At 61.6% G+C, this 14746-nt stretch carries 12 protein-coding genes and 1 pseudogene; 12 read left to right on the top strand and 1 reads right to left on the bottom strand.

Annotated elements, in window-relative coordinates; translation table 11 throughout:
- Positions 1–254 precede the first annotated feature (254 nt).
- The 10 genes and pseudogenes from PTE31013_RS14110 to PTE31013_RS14065 all read left to right on the top strand — a co-directional run bounded on the left by PTE31013_RS14110 (position 255) and on the right by PTE31013_RS14065 (position 11095).
- Complete coding sequence (locus tag PTE31013_RS14110) at positions 255–1310, top strand: glycosyltransferase (protein ID WP_246174556.1); 1056 nt, start codon at positions 255–257, stop codon at positions 1308–1310.
- A complete protein-coding gene (locus PTE31013_RS14105; RefSeq protein WP_150613432.1) occupies positions 1298–2515 on the top strand; it encodes a glycosyltransferase family 4 protein in 1218 nt (405 codons plus the stop codon). The genes PTE31013_RS14110 and PTE31013_RS14105 overlap by 13 nt, the downstream gene beginning before the upstream one ends.
- The gene (locus tag PTE31013_RS14100) at positions 2516–3373 is read left to right on the top strand and encodes a dTDP-4-dehydrorhamnose reductase family protein (protein ID WP_150613431.1); all 858 of its coding nucleotides are present in this window, start codon (positions 2516–2518) and stop codon (positions 3371–3373) included.
- A 5-nt stretch (positions 3374–3378) separates the two neighbouring features.
- Positions 3379–4389: a polysaccharide biosynthesis protein gene (locus PTE31013_RS14095; RefSeq protein ID WP_150613430.1), complete on the top strand. Its 1011-nt coding sequence runs from the start codon at positions 3379–3381 to the stop codon at positions 4387–4389.
- Positions 4382–5512, top strand: coding sequence for a non-hydrolyzing UDP-N-acetylglucosamine 2-epimerase (gene wecB, locus PTE31013_RS14090; protein ID WP_150613429.1), 1131 nt, complete (start codon positions 4382–4384; stop codon positions 5510–5512). Before PTE31013_RS14095 ends, wecB begins: the two co-directional genes overlap by 8 nt.
- 362 nt (positions 5513–5874) lie before the next feature.
- A pseudogene (locus PTE31013_RS14085) lies at positions 5875–7002 on the top strand (cytochrome c oxidase subunit II); the annotation flags it as partial.
- Positions 7003–7538: 536 nt separating this feature from the next.
- Positions 7539–9386 carry a cytochrome c oxidase subunit I gene (gene ctaD, locus PTE31013_RS14080; RefSeq protein ID WP_150613427.1) on the top strand — a complete coding sequence of 616 codons (1848 nt, stop codon included), beginning with the start codon at positions 7539–7541 and terminating at the stop codon, positions 9384–9386.
- Entirely contained in the window at positions 9383–10018 is a 636-nt protein-coding gene (locus PTE31013_RS14075; protein WP_150613426.1) for a cytochrome c oxidase subunit 3, read from the top strand. Before ctaD ends, PTE31013_RS14075 begins: the two co-directional genes overlap by 4 nt.
- Before the next feature lie 19 nt (positions 10019–10037).
- Positions 10038–10730 (top strand): heme-copper oxidase subunit III family protein, encoded by a 693-nt coding sequence (locus PTE31013_RS14070; RefSeq protein ID WP_150613425.1) that lies wholly within the window; start codon positions 10038–10040, stop codon positions 10728–10730.
- A gap of 8 nt (positions 10731–10738) precedes the next feature.
- A complete protein-coding gene (locus PTE31013_RS14065) occupies positions 10739–11095 on the top strand; it encodes a cytochrome C oxidase subunit IV family protein (RefSeq protein ID WP_150613424.1) in 357 nt (118 codons plus the stop codon).
- Between the two features lie 27 nt (positions 11096–11122).
- Here the strand turns inward: PTE31013_RS14065 and PTE31013_RS14060 are convergent, their stop codons facing one another.
- On the bottom strand, positions 11123–12055 hold the full coding sequence (locus PTE31013_RS14060) for a LysR family transcriptional regulator (protein ID WP_150613423.1): 933 nt from the start codon (positions 12053–12055) through the stop codon (positions 11123–11125).
- Positions 12056–12261: 206 nt separating this feature from the next.
- Between PTE31013_RS14060 and PTE31013_RS14055 the strand changes: the two genes are divergently transcribed.
- Both PTE31013_RS14055 and PTE31013_RS14050 read left to right on the top strand, forming a co-directional pair.
- Complete coding sequence (locus PTE31013_RS14055) at positions 12262–13083, top strand: putative hydro-lyase (RefSeq protein ID WP_150613422.1); 822 nt, start codon at positions 12262–12264, stop codon at positions 13081–13083.
- Positions 13084–13357: 274 nt separating this feature from the next.
- Positions 13358–14689 carry an MFS transporter gene (locus PTE31013_RS14050; RefSeq protein ID WP_150613421.1) on the top strand — a complete coding sequence of 444 codons (1332 nt, stop codon included), beginning with the start codon at positions 13358–13360 and terminating at the stop codon, positions 14687–14689.
- Positions 14690–14746: the final 57 nt, after the last annotated feature.

Genomic DNA, 14746 nt, shown 5'->3' with positions numbered 1-14746 from the left:
TATGCAACGTCCAGCGACCGGAGGTGTTTTACAATCCTGCTTCATTCGCTCGAATGATATCGCCTAAGTCCTTCACCGACCGATCCGAGAAGATGTAGTCGATCGCCACGATGGCGGCGCTGCTCTAAGCCGGTCCCATTAATCACACCACCCGCTGAAGCCCTTGTGCGCCACCCCCTCGATTTCGCCTTGCCGTCCGACAGGCAATCCGACGCCATTGGCCTGGTTCGACACCGTTAACTATGTCCAGCAAGTTGATCATCCACGCCACGAACGTCCATCAGGGCGGCGGCCGAACATTGCTCGACGCGTTGCTCGGGCAAGCCCCTGGCGGCCCGGTCACAGCGTTGCTGGACAGCCGTATGGCGCTGGCACAAGGCGTGGCGCAAGGCATCGATATCGTGCGCGTCAAGCCTACCCCGATGGCACGCCTGAGCGCCGAGCGGTGGTTGGCGGCCAATACGGGCAGCGACGATGTTGTACTCTGCTTTGGCAATTTGCCGCCGCTGTTCAAGCTGCGGGGCTGGGTGCGCGTCTTTCTGCAAAATCGCTATCTGATCGACAAGACCCCCTTAGCCAACTTCTCGCTCAAAAGCCGCGTGCGTATTTCCATTGAGCGCAGATGGCTTTCGGGATGTGTGGGTCACGTCGATGAATTCATCGTGCAGACGCCTACCATGAAGCGGTTGCTTGACGAGAAAACGCACGGACAGCCGCCGGCGCATGTTCTGCCGTTTGTTACCGACAAGCAGCATTACTCGCGTGGCATTGGCGCAGGCGCAACCGCCCGAACAGCTTGCCAGGGGCGTTTCGTCTACGTGTCATCAGGCGAGCCGCACAAGAACCATCGGACCTTGATGAAGGCGTGGTGCCTGTTGGCCGACGAGGGACTGTTTCCGAGCCTGCAGGTCACGCTGGACGCCACGCGATTCGCCGACTTGTGCGGCGAAATCGATGTTATGCGCGCCCGCCATGGACTTCATGTCAGGAATCTCGGCCACGTGCCTCACAGCGAAATCCGCGCGTTGTACGCGGACGCTGACGCACTGATCTTCCCGTCTACGCTGGAATCGTTTGGCTTACCATTGATCGAGGCCAGACAAGCCGGGTTGCCCGTGCTGGCTTCTGAGCTCGACTACGTTCGCGATGTGCTCGATCCCGAGGCCGCGTTCGATCCCTATTCGCCGTATTCGATAGCGCGCGCGGTCAAGCGCTTCTGCGGCAATCAAGAACCTTCATTGCCATTGCTCGATGCCTCTGAATTTATGAACTACATCGTTAAAAAGGGCAGACTATCGTGCGAGTCCTGATTGTCAGCCAGAACTTTTGGCCCGAGGGCTTTCGTATCAACGAGGTTGCGAAATCACTTAGCGAGAAAGGCGTCGAAGTCGAGATTCTGACGGGTAAGCCCAATTATCCGGCCGGCAAGGTCTTCGACGGCTATCAGGCCGACGGATGCCTGCAAGAGACTTTTCATGGTATTCCCGTCCATCGCGTGCCGTTGCGCCCTCGCGGACGCGGTGCCGTTGGCCTGGCGCGCAACTATCTCTCGTTTGTCCTGAACGGTCTGGTGTTCGCCCCTCGGCTGCTACGCGGTAAGCGGTTCGACGCGATCTTCGTCTACGCGACGTCGCCGGTGCTACAGGCGCTGCCAGCCATCTACCTCGGCTGGCGCAAGAAAACGCCAGTGGCGCTGTGGGTGCAAGACTTGTGGCCGGAGAGCCTTTCCGCGACTGGCTACGTGAAGAATCGCTACATCCTGAAAGCCGTCGAATGGGTCGTGCGCTATATCTACAAGCGCATGTCGCTGTTGCTCGTTCAATCGGAGGCATTTTTCGGCCCGGTGGGTAAACTGGCGCCCGCCACCGAGATCCGCTACTACCCGAACTCCGTTGACGACAGCTTTGCGCGTCCGGTGGAGGGGGACACGCCTGGCTTGCCAGGACTGGACGCGGGGTTCTCGGTCATGTTCGCCGGCAATATTGGTAGCGCCCAGGCCGTCGAAGTCATCGTTGAGGCCGCTACGCTTCTGGCGGCAGACGCGGACATTCAGTTTGTCGTGGTCGGCGACGGTAGCCGGCGCGACTGGATGCTCCAGGAGATCAAGGCTCGCGGGTTGAGCAACGTCCATCTGCCGGGCCGATTTCCGTCCGAGCGTATGCCGGGCTTCATGCAACAGGCGTCCGCCCTGTTGGTGACCCTGGCCGACGAGGAGATCTTCGCCGCCACGGTGCCCAACAAGATTCAGGCTTACTTGGCCGCCGGCCGGCCGATCATCGCGAGCGTGAATGGCGAAGGGGCCCGCCTTGTACTCGCGGCCGGTGCCGGCGTCACGGCCGCGGCACAAGACGGGGCGGCCCTCGCCGAGGCGATACGCACGCTTCACGCGATGCCGCCCGCAGAACGCGAACAAATGGGCGCGAACGGACGGGCTTACTATCGCGCCAAGTTCGACCACGAAAGCTTGGTATCGGATTTGATTCGGCACCTGCAAACCATGCGTAGGAAGTCATAAATGAAGATTCTCGTTCTAGGTGCAAACGGCTTGATCGGCAGTACGATGATGCGGGTGCTCGCAACACAACCCGATTGGCAGGTCAGCGGCACCGTGCGTACGCGACACAACCTGTTGCCGCACGTGCCCGCAGACCGCCTCGTCGTCGGCGTCGACTTCACCAATCCGGATGCCTTGCCACGACTGCTGCTCGATGCGGTGCCCGATGTCGTCGTGAACTGCGCCGGATTGACCAAGCACTTGCCGGGGGGGAATGACCCTATTGCGGCCTTGGCCCTTAACGCACTTCTGCCGCACCGGCTGGCAGAGCTATGCCGTCTTGCCGGCGCGCGCCTGATTCATATCAGTTCCGACTGCGTTTTTTCGGGTAAGGCTGGCAATTACCTGGAAACCGATCTCCCTGACGCGACGGACATCTACGGCAAGTCGAAGCATCTGGGCGAAGTGACCGGTGAAGGTGCCATCACCCTCCGTACGTCGACCATCGGCCACGAACTTGGCACGCGCCATGGGTTACTCGAATGGTTCCTGGCGCAGACCGAATGCAAGGGCTTTCAGAAGGCGATTTTCTCCGGCTTGCCGACGGTTGTGCTCGCCGAGGTCGTGCGGGATCGGGTCATTCCCAATGCGCACCTGACCGGTCTGTATCACGTTGGCGCCAGTCCGATTGATAAATTCAGCCTGCTACAATTGATCGCCAAGACATACAAGCGGGACGTCATCATTCACGCCGACGACACCTTCGTGATTGACCGTAGCTTGAATAGTGAAAAATTCTTCGAGGCGACGGGCTATCGAGCTCCCGCATGGCCCGAACTGATTGACATCATGTACTCGAACCAATCCCAGAAAAGCTAACCGATATGTTCGACGATAGCGTTTTAATGATTACAGGCGGTACCGGATCGTTTGGCAACACCATCCTGAATCGCTTCCTCAATACCGGCGTCAAAGAGATCCGTATTTTCAGCCGGGATGAGAAGAAGCAGGAAGACATGCGAATTGCGCTGAACAATCCCAAGCTCAAGTTCCATATTGGGGACGTGCGCGACTATGAGAGCGTGCGGCAAGCGATGAAGGGGGTGGATTACGTCTTCCACGCGGCTGCACTCAAGCAGGTACCTTCGTGCGAGTTTTATCCGATGGAAGCGGTGCGCACGAATGTGCTCGGCACAGAGAACGTTATGAGCGCCGCGACGGCCGCTGGCGTGAAACGTTTGATCGTGCTGAGTACGGACAAGGCGGTTTATCCCATCAACGCGATGGGCATTTCCAAAGCGATGGCGGAAAAGCTGATGGTCGCCAAAGCGCGGTCGCAGCAGGAAGGCGAGACCATTTTTTGTGCCACGCGCTACGGTAATGTGATGGCATCGCGCGGTTCCGTCATTCCGCTATTTGTATCGCAATTGAAGAGCGGCAAGCCTCTCTCGTTGACAGACCCCAACATGACGCGCTTCCTGATGTCGCTGGATGACTCCGTCGATCTGGTGCTGCACGCGTTCGCGCACGGTCGGCAGGGCGACATCTTCGTGCAGCAAGCCCCGGCCTCGACGGTCGCCGATCTGGCGCAAGCGCTGAAGGAGTTGTTCAAGCGCGACAATCCGATACGTGTCATCGGTACGCGTCACGGCGAGAAGCTTTACGAATCACTAATTTCTCGCGAAGAAATGGCGCATGCCGAGAATATGGGAAATTACTTTCGTATTCCGGCGGATAATCGCGACCTGAACTACGCCAAGTATTTCAGCGAAGGTGAAGAGAACATTTCGCATATCGACGACTATACGTCGCACAACACTCGTCGATTGAACGTGGAGCAGGTCAAGGCGCTGCTTCTTAAACTGGATTTTATTCGGGAAGAATTACATGCTTAAAGTCATGACGATTGTCGGGACGCGTCCGGAGCTCATCAAGATGAGTCGCGTCATCGCCGAATTCGATCGGCATACTCATCACGTTCTCGTTCACACCGGCCAAAACTACGATTACGAACTAAATCAGTTGTTTTTCGAAGACCTGGGCATCCGTAAGCCGAATCATTTCCTGGAAGCGGTTGGCGAAAATGCCGCTCAGACCATTGCACGCGTCATCGAGAAAGCCGACGCAGTCATGGAGTTGGAAAAACCCGATGCAGTGATGCTCTACGGTGACACTAACTCCTGCCTTGCTGTGATTGCGGCCAAGCGCCGCAAAATTCCGGTGTTCCACATGGAAGCCGGCAATCGCTGTTTCGACCAGCGCGTGCCTGAAGAACTCAATCGCAAGGTGCTTGATCACTTGAGCGACATCAATCTCGTATTGACCGAACACGCCCGTCGATACCTGATTGCGGAAGGTATTCCGGCGGAATCCATCATCAAGACGGGTTCCCACATGCGCGAAGTATTGGATTTCTACATGGAGAAAATCCAAGCATCCGACATCCTGGCACGCATGAAGCTGGAAAGCGGGAAGTTCTTCATTGTGAGCGCCCACCGCGAAGAGAATGTCGACACGCCGCAGAACCTGCTCGACATGGTGCAAACGCTCAACGCACTGGCTGAGGCGTACGACGTTCCGGTCATCGTCTCCACGCATCCGCGCACTCAGAAGCGCCTCGACGCGCTGGAACTTGGCAAGCTCAACCCACATATTCAGTTCCTCAAGCCATTCGGTTTCTGCGACTACATCAAGCTGCAGCTTGAAGCGTTGTGCGTCGTTTCCGATAGCGGCACGATCACGGAAGAAGGGTCGTTGCTCAACCTGCCCGCTATCACTTTGCGCAATGCGCATGAACGGCCCGAAGGTATGGATGTCGGTACGCTCATCATGAGTGGCTTGAAGAAGGAGAGAGTGCTGGATGCGGTGCGTGTCATCATTGCCCAGCACGACAGGAGCGCTCGAGTCATGAAGCCGGTCGAAGATTACGAAGCGGGGCAGGTATCCAAGAAGATCCTTCGCATCGTCCTGAGTTACGTCGATTACGTCAATCGTACGGTCTGGTCAAAGCCAATCTGACTTTCCGGAAGGCGGCGAGGATGTGCCGCCTTGAAAGCAAAAAGCCGACTCGATGAGTCGGCTTTTTGCTTTCAGAGGTCCTCGTGACCGATATGTCCGCCGGCCCTCCTTGGTCCTCGCCGGGATGCGCGCGACTCTTGCTTGACAGACACGTTTCTGGCACTAGCCTTATTAAGCAGGTGCGCGAATTTCTCGTGAGTGGTGGGTCGGGTCGTATGTCCGGGCAGATCCTGCACCAGATCCACAACGTATAAGAGGCGGCGGCCGATGAAAAGAGAACGACTAACTTCCTGCGTACTGGCGCTGGTGTCGCTGCGAGCGTTGCCGCGGTCGATTGTCCCTATGCGGCAAAGGCGGGTTGCATGTCCCTCCCAATCCTCCTGACCGCCCTCGTCGCCGCCCTCGTTGCCTTCCACTTCTGGAGTCCGTGGTGGCAGACGCCGCTGGCGTCTAACTGGCGCCAGATGGACGACACCCTGACCATCACGCTGGTGATCACCGGCGTGGCCTTCGTCGCCGTCAATCTCTTCGTCGCCTGGGCGATTTATCGCTATCGCCATCGCGACGGACACCGCGCCGCCTACGAACCGCATAACCGTCGCCTCGAAGCCTGGCTTATTGGTATCACTACTATTGGCATAGTCGCCATGCTGGCACCGGGGCTTTTCGTCTATGCCAAGCTCATCAATCCCCCCGCCAATGCCCACGTTGTCGAAGTCGTCGGCCAGCAATGGCAATGGCGTTTCCGCCTGCCCGGCCCTGACGGACGGCTCGGCAGTTCCGACCCGAGCTATGTCACTGCCGACAACCCGCTCGGCCTGAACCCCAAGGATCCCGAGAATCAGGACAACCGTATCGTCGATGCCCCTGAACTCCACCTCCTCGTGGGCCAGCCAGTGAAATTGTTGCTGCGCGCAAAAGATGTCCTCCATGACTTCTACGTGCCGCCGTTCCGCACGCGCATGAACATGGTGCCGGGCATGGTCACGCAGATGTGGCTCACCCCCACGCGCACCGGGCGCTTCGACATCCTTTGCGCGCAACTTTGCGGCGTCGGCCACGCCAACATGCGCGGCGTCGTTGTCGTCGACGACAAGCCCGCCTACGACGCCTGGGTCGCAACACTCCCCACCTTTGCTGCACTGCAATCCCAACATGCCGGAGCAGCCGCCTCCGACCCGCTCGCCGCCAAAGGCAAATTGCTTGCGCAAGCGAAGGGATGCGCCGCGTGTCATACGGTAGACGGCTCGCCCGGCGTGGGGCCGACCTGGAAAGGCCTGTACGGCACGACGCAGACGTTTCAGGACGGCACCTCGGCACACGTCGACGATGCTTACCTGGCGACTTTCATCCGTAATCCGACCGCGCGCGTGCCCAAGGGCTTCGCACCGATCATGCCCAAGCTCGACCTCACGGAGGACGAACTGAAGGCGCTCATCGCGTACATCCGGACGCTAGGTACTGCGCAACCCCCAGAGGCCGCCCCTCCACAGCCGATAACGCCCGCGCCCGCGCCTGCCGCTGCCGTGCCCGGGCCCCGGCAGCCGGTCACCTTGACGCCAGCGGCCGAGTCGGCTCGCGGGCAGCCCGCCGTACAACTGGCCCAGAACTCACTGCTGACACCGCGTCCGCCCGCGCAGTACGCGCCGCTGACGCCATCCAGCCCGACAAGCCCAGGCTCGCAGCCACCGTCTCAGCCGGTACGCCGGCAGGGACAGGCGCCGGGCCTGCCGTTGCAGAACGATCCAAATACGACGGTGCCGCCGCTCGCCATCCCGCCAGCACAGCCCGTCAATCCGACGCCGGGATCGGCGCCGCCGCGCGTGCCGATGATTCGCCCCGCGCCTTAATTCGGCCCCGTACTGGTTAGACGCACCCCCGCAGACGCATCACCACAGCATCGTCGGAAAAGGCTCCGCAAAGTCAGCGCCACGAAGCAAGACGGCACAACACGAGACAACACGAGACAACACGGCACGAGACATCACAACGCAGATCAGCGCAGAACAACACAGGGAGACAAGTCATGACTGGCGACTCCGACAGTTCCGACAGCACTGCCCATGCCGGTGCGCACCCCGGCGGCTCCTACAGCTTCTGGACGACATACGTCTGGAGCCAGGACCACAAGGTCATCGCGGTGCAGTACGCGCTCACGGCCATCGCCGTGGGGCTTGTCGGACTTGTCCTCTCGAACCTCATGCGCATGCAACTGGGCTTCCCCGGCAAGTTCTCCTTCATCGACGCCAATCACTACTACCAGTACGTCACCATGCACGGCATGATCATGGTGATCTACCTGCTCACCGCCCTTTTCCTCGGCGGCTTCGGCAACTACCTCATCCCGCTGATGGTCGGGGCGCGCGACATGGTCTTCCCGTTCCTGAACATGCTCAGCTACTGGGTCTACCTGCTTGCCGTCATCGTGCTGATGGCAAGCTTCTTCGTCCCCGGTGGCCCAACCGGCGCGGGCTGGACACTCTACCCCCCGCAAGCGATTCTCCCCGGCACGCCGGGCACCGAGTGGGGCATCGTGCTGATGCTCGTCTCGCTGGCGATCTTCATCGTCGCCGCCACGATGGGCGGCCTGAACTACGTCACCACCGTGCTGCAAGCCCGTACCGAAGGCATGACCTTGCTGCGCATGCCGCTCACCGTCTGGGGCATCGTGATGGCCACGGTGCTCGCGCTGCTGGCCTTCCCGGCGTTGTTCGTCTCCGCCGTGATGATGCTGCTCGACAAGACCCTGCACACGAGCTTCTTTATGCCGACCATCGTGTCGATGGGGCAACCGCTCGCCTATCGCGGCGGCAGCCCGCTGTTGTTTCAGCATCTCTTCTGGTTCTTCGGCCACCCCGAGGTGTACATCGTCGCCTTGCCCGCATTCGGTATCGTTTCCGATCTCATCAGCGTGCACGCGCGCAAGAACATCTTCGGTTACCGCATGATGGTCTGGGCGATCCTCGCCATCGGCGGGCTCTCGGTCGTCGTCTGGGCGCACCACATGTTCATCAGCGGCATGAATCCGTACTTCGGATTTTTCTTCGCCACGACCACCCTCATCATCGCCATCCCCACCGCGATCAAGGTCTACAACTGGGTGCTCACGCTGTGGCGCGGCGACATCCATCTGACGGTGCCGATGCTGTTCGCGATCGGCTTCATCAGCACCTTCGTGATCGGCGGCCTCACCGGTCTCTTCCTCGGCAACGTCAGCGTCGACATGCCGTTGTCGAACACCTACTTCGTGGTCGCGCACTTCCATATGGTGATGGGCGTGTCGCCGCTACTGGTGATCTTCGGCGGCATCTACCACTGGTATCCGCTCATCACAGGAAGACGGATGAATGACCGCCTCGGCCAATGGCATTTCTGGATCACGTTCCTCGGCACCTACGCGATCTTCTTCCCGATGCACTACCTCGGCATCCTCGGCATGCCGCGCCGCTACTACGAGTTCAAGGGCTACAGCTTCATCCCCGAGTCGGCGCACACGATGAACGCCTACATCTCGGTGGCAGCGTTCATCGTCGCCGCCGGGCAATTGTTGTTCCTGTTCAACCTCGCCTGGAGTCTGCGGCATGGCAAACCGGCCGGCGCCAATCCGTGGCGCGCCGCTTCGCTCGAATGGCAAACACCGGACGTGCCACCTGTGCACGGCAACTGGGGGCCGGTGCAGCCCGTGGTCTACCGCTGGCCATACGAATACAGCGTGCCGGACGATATCGACGACGTCGTCCCGCAGAATATCGCCCCCGATCCGCGCCGCCCCGCCACGCTCGTGCAGGGCGATTCGGTGGCGCTGCATCGTCGCGACCCACCGCCGCCCACACCGCCCAAGTCACCCAAAACACCCAAGGGAGCCGCACCATGAAGCCCGCTCCGTCCTGGCCGTCCCCGTCGCCCGGGGGCGCACCCATCGCTCAACCGCAGCGTCGTGCGGCGTCGCAGATTGCGCTCTGGTGGCTCATGGGCGTGATCGGCATGCTGTTCGCGCTGATGCTCGCCGCCTACGCCATGCGCATGAGTCTCGGCGACTGGCATCCGCTGCCGTCGATCAACGCGTTGTGGATCAACACAGGGGTGCTCGCCGCCGCATGCCTCGTGATGCAGTCGTCGGCCTGGCAAGCGCGACACGGCGAGCTGCGACGTTCACGCCGTGACTGGGCGCTGGCGGGTGGGCTGGCGCTCGCGTTCGTCATCGGGCAACTTTGGGTGTGGCACGACCTCACGCTGCGACACTTCGGCGTGGCCGGCAATCCCGCCAACAGCTTCTTCTTCCTGCTCACCGGATTGCACGCCCTGCATCTGCTCGGGGGTGGGGTGGCGTGGGCGTGTCTCGCGTCGCATCGGCTCTCGCATGCCACGCGCGCGCGTCGCCTGTCGTTGACCGCACAGTATTGGCACTTCCTGTTCCTGCTATGGATCGTGCTGTTCGCGGCCATCGTCAATCTCACGCCGGAAATCGTGCAGCGACTGTGCGGCGTGGCCGCCGTCGGTCCGTAACGCGCCGAGGAGCGACATCGTGAATACGTCTTCGCCTGCATCGTCCCCGTCGACCGAGCCGCCCGCCGGCTGGCGCGGCGTCGTCACCGATTGGTCGGGAGATCGGGCCGCGTTCCACGTGCCGTGGGGCAAGGCGATGATGTGGATCTTCCTGCTCTCGGACACGTTCGTGTTCAGCAGCTTCCTCATCGGCTACATGACGGTGCGCATCTCGACGACCGCGCCGTGGCCAAACCCGGCGGAAATATTCGCGCTCGACGTGAATGGCCATCCCGTCCCGCTGCTGCTCATCGCCATCATGACGTTCACGCTCATCACCAGCAGCGGCACCATGGCGATGGCGGTGAACTATGCCTACCGGCGCGATCGCGACAAGACGGCCGCCTGCATTCTCGCCACGGCCTATCTCGGCATGGCTTTCGTCGGCATGCAGGCCTTCGAGTGGACAAACCTGATCGTGCACGAAGGCATCCGGCCGTGGGGCAATTCGATGGGCGCGGCACAGTTCGGCGCGTGTTTCTTCATGATCACGGGCTTTCACGGGCTGCACGTGAGTGCCGGTGTCATCTATCTGCTCACGGTGATGCGCAAGGTGCTCAATGGCACGCTCGAGCGACGCGGCAACTATCAGCTCGTCGAGATCGCCGGCCTTTACTGGCACTTCGTCGATCTCGTCTGGGTGTTCATCTTTGCGCTGTTCTATCTCTGGTAGGAGGAGCGATGGAGTCCTCTGCAACGTCCGCGCCGCACGCATCGACCGCCAGCGGCGGGCACACCGGACAAGAGCATTCGGTCGGCCTTTATCTCAAGGTATGGGGGCTGTTGTTCGTGCTCTCGACGTTCTCGTATCTCGTCGACTACGCCGATCTGCACGGCTACCTGCGCTGGGGGCTGATCCTCGCGCTGATGGTGGCGAAGGCGAGCCTGATCGTGGCCGTGTTCATGCACATGCGCTGGGAGCGGCTCGCGCTCGTCTACGCGATCCTGATTCCACCGCTCGCGTTGCTCGTGCTCATGGGATTGATGGCGGCGGAGGCGGATTACACGTTCCTCACGCGACTCGCGCATTTTCACTGAGTCGCAGCGAGCCGACAGCGCAGCGCCTTACAACAACTCCACCAGCCGCCGGTCACTCTTGCGGCAGTACTCCGCGCACGCGGTGCGTGCCGCCGTGGCCGCACCGTGCACGAAGAGCGGCGCGTCGGCGCGGCGCGACATCGACACCACGATGGACGGCGGCGCCGGCTGCAACGGCAGCTCCGCGACTTCACCGCTTGCAATCAGATCGTCGACGAACAAACGCGGAATCGCCGCCACGCCGAAGCCGTCCCTCACCAACTGCACGATCACGGCAATCGATGGCGATCCGGTGATGCGGGTCTCCGAGAGCGGCACGCCATGCACGCCCGCCAGCTTCGCCACGATGTCCTCCAGCGCCCGGTGCGGCGCGGTGCCCCGCCCATACGTGAGGATCGGATGCTGCAACACCTGCTTCGCCAGCCCGCTGCGCGTGTTCGGAAACATGCCCGTGCGTGCAATCCAGTGCACCGGATAGTTGGCGAGCGCGTCGCACACCACGCTGCTGTCGTCGCTGCCCTCCACGCGGATGATGAGGTCGAGTTCGTCGGCAATCAGGCGGCGCTGCAACTGCACCGAGACGTCGACCGTCAACTCCACTTCCAGTGTGGGATAGTCGGCCGCCAGTCGTCGCAGGTAATGCGGCAGCCAGCTATGCACGACTGTCTCGATCACGCCAAGCCGCAATCGTCCACGCAAGGTACTTTCGCCCGATGCCGCCGCCTGTAGACGGCGCGCCGCCTCCACCACCGCCTTGGCATAGCCCAGCAGGTATTCGCCATTCGGGGTGAGCCGGAATTCGCGGCTGTCGCGGTCGACCAGCTCGGTTTTCAACTCCTCCTCGAGTGTCTTGAGTCGTTGCGAGATCGCCGCCGGGGTGGCGTGCAGTGCCGCGGCCGTCGCGCGGAAATTGCGCAGCTTGGCCAGCGTGACGAAGGTTTCGAGAAATCGCGTGTTCATGAGACTCGGCAGCCAGGGAGCCTGCCCAAAATTTGGCCTCGGATCGAGGAAAGGGAACGCAACGAACCTCGGGAAAACCCGTGATGTTGTTAAGAAATTCTATACGGAGGTGCCTAGAAAAACTCGTTAGCGACAATTTTTTTTTCTTTCTATGCTTCAGCCATCCGATGCCGCCATGGCGTCGTCCCCCAAACGCCGGAGCCTTCATGAACTATCCCGCCGTGCTCAACGACCTTGCGTCGCAACGCGACGCCGCCTCGCCCTTCGCATTCCGTCAGGCGGTGCGCAGCGGTCAGTTTCGCAAGCCGACCGCGGGGTACTGTGGCGACTTCGCGCAAGCCAACCTCGCGATCCTGCCGCAAGCGTACGCGCACGACTTCCTCCGCTTCTGCCAAAGTAATCCGAAGGCCTGCCCGCTGCTGGGCGTCGGCGAACCGGGCCAATGGCATGTGCCGTCGCTGGGCCAGGACGTGGATATCCGTACCGATGTGCCGGGTTACAACGTCTACCGCGACGGCAAGCTCGCCGAGCAGGTCGATCACCTCGCCGAGGTCTGGCAAGACGATTTCGTGGTCTTCGCGATCGGCTGCTCGTTTTCGTTCGAAGACATGCTGGCCAAGGCGGGCATTCCCTTGCGTCACGTGGAAGAGGGCCGCAACGTGCCGATGTACCGCACCAACATCGCCAATCAGCGCGCCGGAACGTTCGGCGGCGAGCTGGTCGTGTCGATGCGGCCGATGAAGGGCGCCGACGCTATTCGCGCCGTGCAGATTACGAGCCGCTTCCCCGGAGTGCATGGCGCGCCGATCCATATCGGCGACCCGGCAGCGTTGGGTATCAAGGATTTGGCCACACCCGAGTTCGGCGACGCCGTCACCCTTCGCGATGGCGAGCTGCCCGTCTACTGGGCCTGTGGCGTGACGCCGCAGACCGCGCTCATGGAGGCCAGGCTGCCGATCGCCATCGCCCATCGGCCGGGCTACATGCTGATGACGGATATCCGGAACGCCTCGCTCGCCGTTTTTTGATCGAGCGCGTCGCACGGCACCGGCGCATCACGGGAACATCGGCAACACCGACGCAGGGCCTGAAGCACTACGCAAATTTCACGCAAGCATCAAGCGAGCATCAAGCGAACATCACAAAGCATCACCCGAGCACCACGTACGACAAAAACACCGCGCCATGACGGGAGGCGGCAGGGGAACGATTGCCTGCCGGTGACCGCACACGCCCATCGGGGAGCGCGGCCCGAGGGCACATCACACGGCAAGTCACGACATCACCGGAGCCTTTTTTCTCATGGAAAGCAAAACCCCTCTCGCGCCCCCGGCGGCGGTATCCTCCGCCGACACGTCCACTACGTTCGACAAGGGCGGCAGCCTGTTCGGCTGGTACGGCGACGCCACACCGCGCCAAAAGCGTGCGTTCTGGAGTTGCAAGGTCGGCTACATGCTGGACGGCATGGACACCCAGATGCTGAGCTTCGTCATCCCGACGCTGGTCGCGACGTGGGGCATCAGTCTCGCGGACGCCGGCTTCATCGGCACGCTGACGTTGCTCGCGTCGGCGCTCGGCGGCTGGGCAGCCGGCATTCTGTCGGATCGCATCGGTCGCGTGCGCACGCTGCAGCTCACCGTGTTGTGGTTCGCCGTCTTCACCGGGCTGTGCGGGCTCGCGCAGAACTACCATCAACTGCTCGCCGCGCGTGCGCTCATGGGCTTCGGCTTCGGCGGCGAATGGACCGCAGGCGCCGTGCTCATCGGTGAAGTCATCCGTGCCCGTGATCGCGGCAAGGCCGTGGGCCTCGTGCAGTCCGGCTGGGCCATTGGCTGGGGTCTGACGGCAATTCTCTACTCGGTGCTGTTCTCGCTGTTCTCCGCCGAAATGGCGTGGCGAGGAATGTTCCTGGTCGGCCTGTTGCCCGCGCTGCTCGTGCTCTTCATTCGTCGTTACGTGCAGGAACCGGAGGTCTATCAGAAGGAGAAGGCCAAGCAGACTTCGGACGACGCGCCCGGCCTGGCCGCCATTTTCAGCCCGGCATTGCTCTCGACGACGATCCGCGCCGCCCTGTTGACTACCGGCGCACAAGGCGGCTACTACGCCATTACGACGTGGCTGCCCACGTACCTGAAGACGGAGCGCCATCTCACGGTGATGGGCACCGGCGGCTACCTCGCCATGATCATCTTCGGCTCGTGGGTCGGCTATCTGGCCAGCTCGTATCTGACGGACCGGCTCGGCCGCAAGCCGAACTTCATCCTGTTCGCCGTGGGCTCGATGGTGATCGCGTTCTCGTACACGTCGCTGCCGCTGACCGATAGCGCCATGTTCTGGCTCGGCTTCCCGCTCGGCTTCTTTGCGTCGGGCATCTTCAGCGGCATGGGCGCGTTCCTCACCGAACTCTTCCCGACACGCGTGCGCGGCTCCGGCCAGGGCTTCTGCTACAACGTCGGCCGTGCCGTGGGCGCCCTGTTCCCGTTCCTGATCGGCATGCTCTCGAAGCAATACGGCCTGGGCACGACCATCGGTATCTTCGCCGGCGTGGCCTACGGTGTGCTGATCCTGGCGGCGCTTACGCTTCCCGAGACGCGTGGCCGAGATCTCGATGGGCTCGAGGCACACACGCAGTGACAAGCGACACCGTGTGCCAGTGAAATACCGCGGCAGCCGTCGCTGCCGCGTCCGATG

It is taken from the genome of Pandoraea terrigena (assembly GCF_902459705.1).
In the GTDB taxonomy this organism is placed as follows: Bacteria; Pseudomonadota; Gammaproteobacteria; order Burkholderiales; family Burkholderiaceae; genus Pandoraea; species Pandoraea terrigena.
The sequence above is the reverse complement of the archived record's forward strand: the minus strand, read 5'-3'. Positions and strand labels throughout refer to the sequence as shown.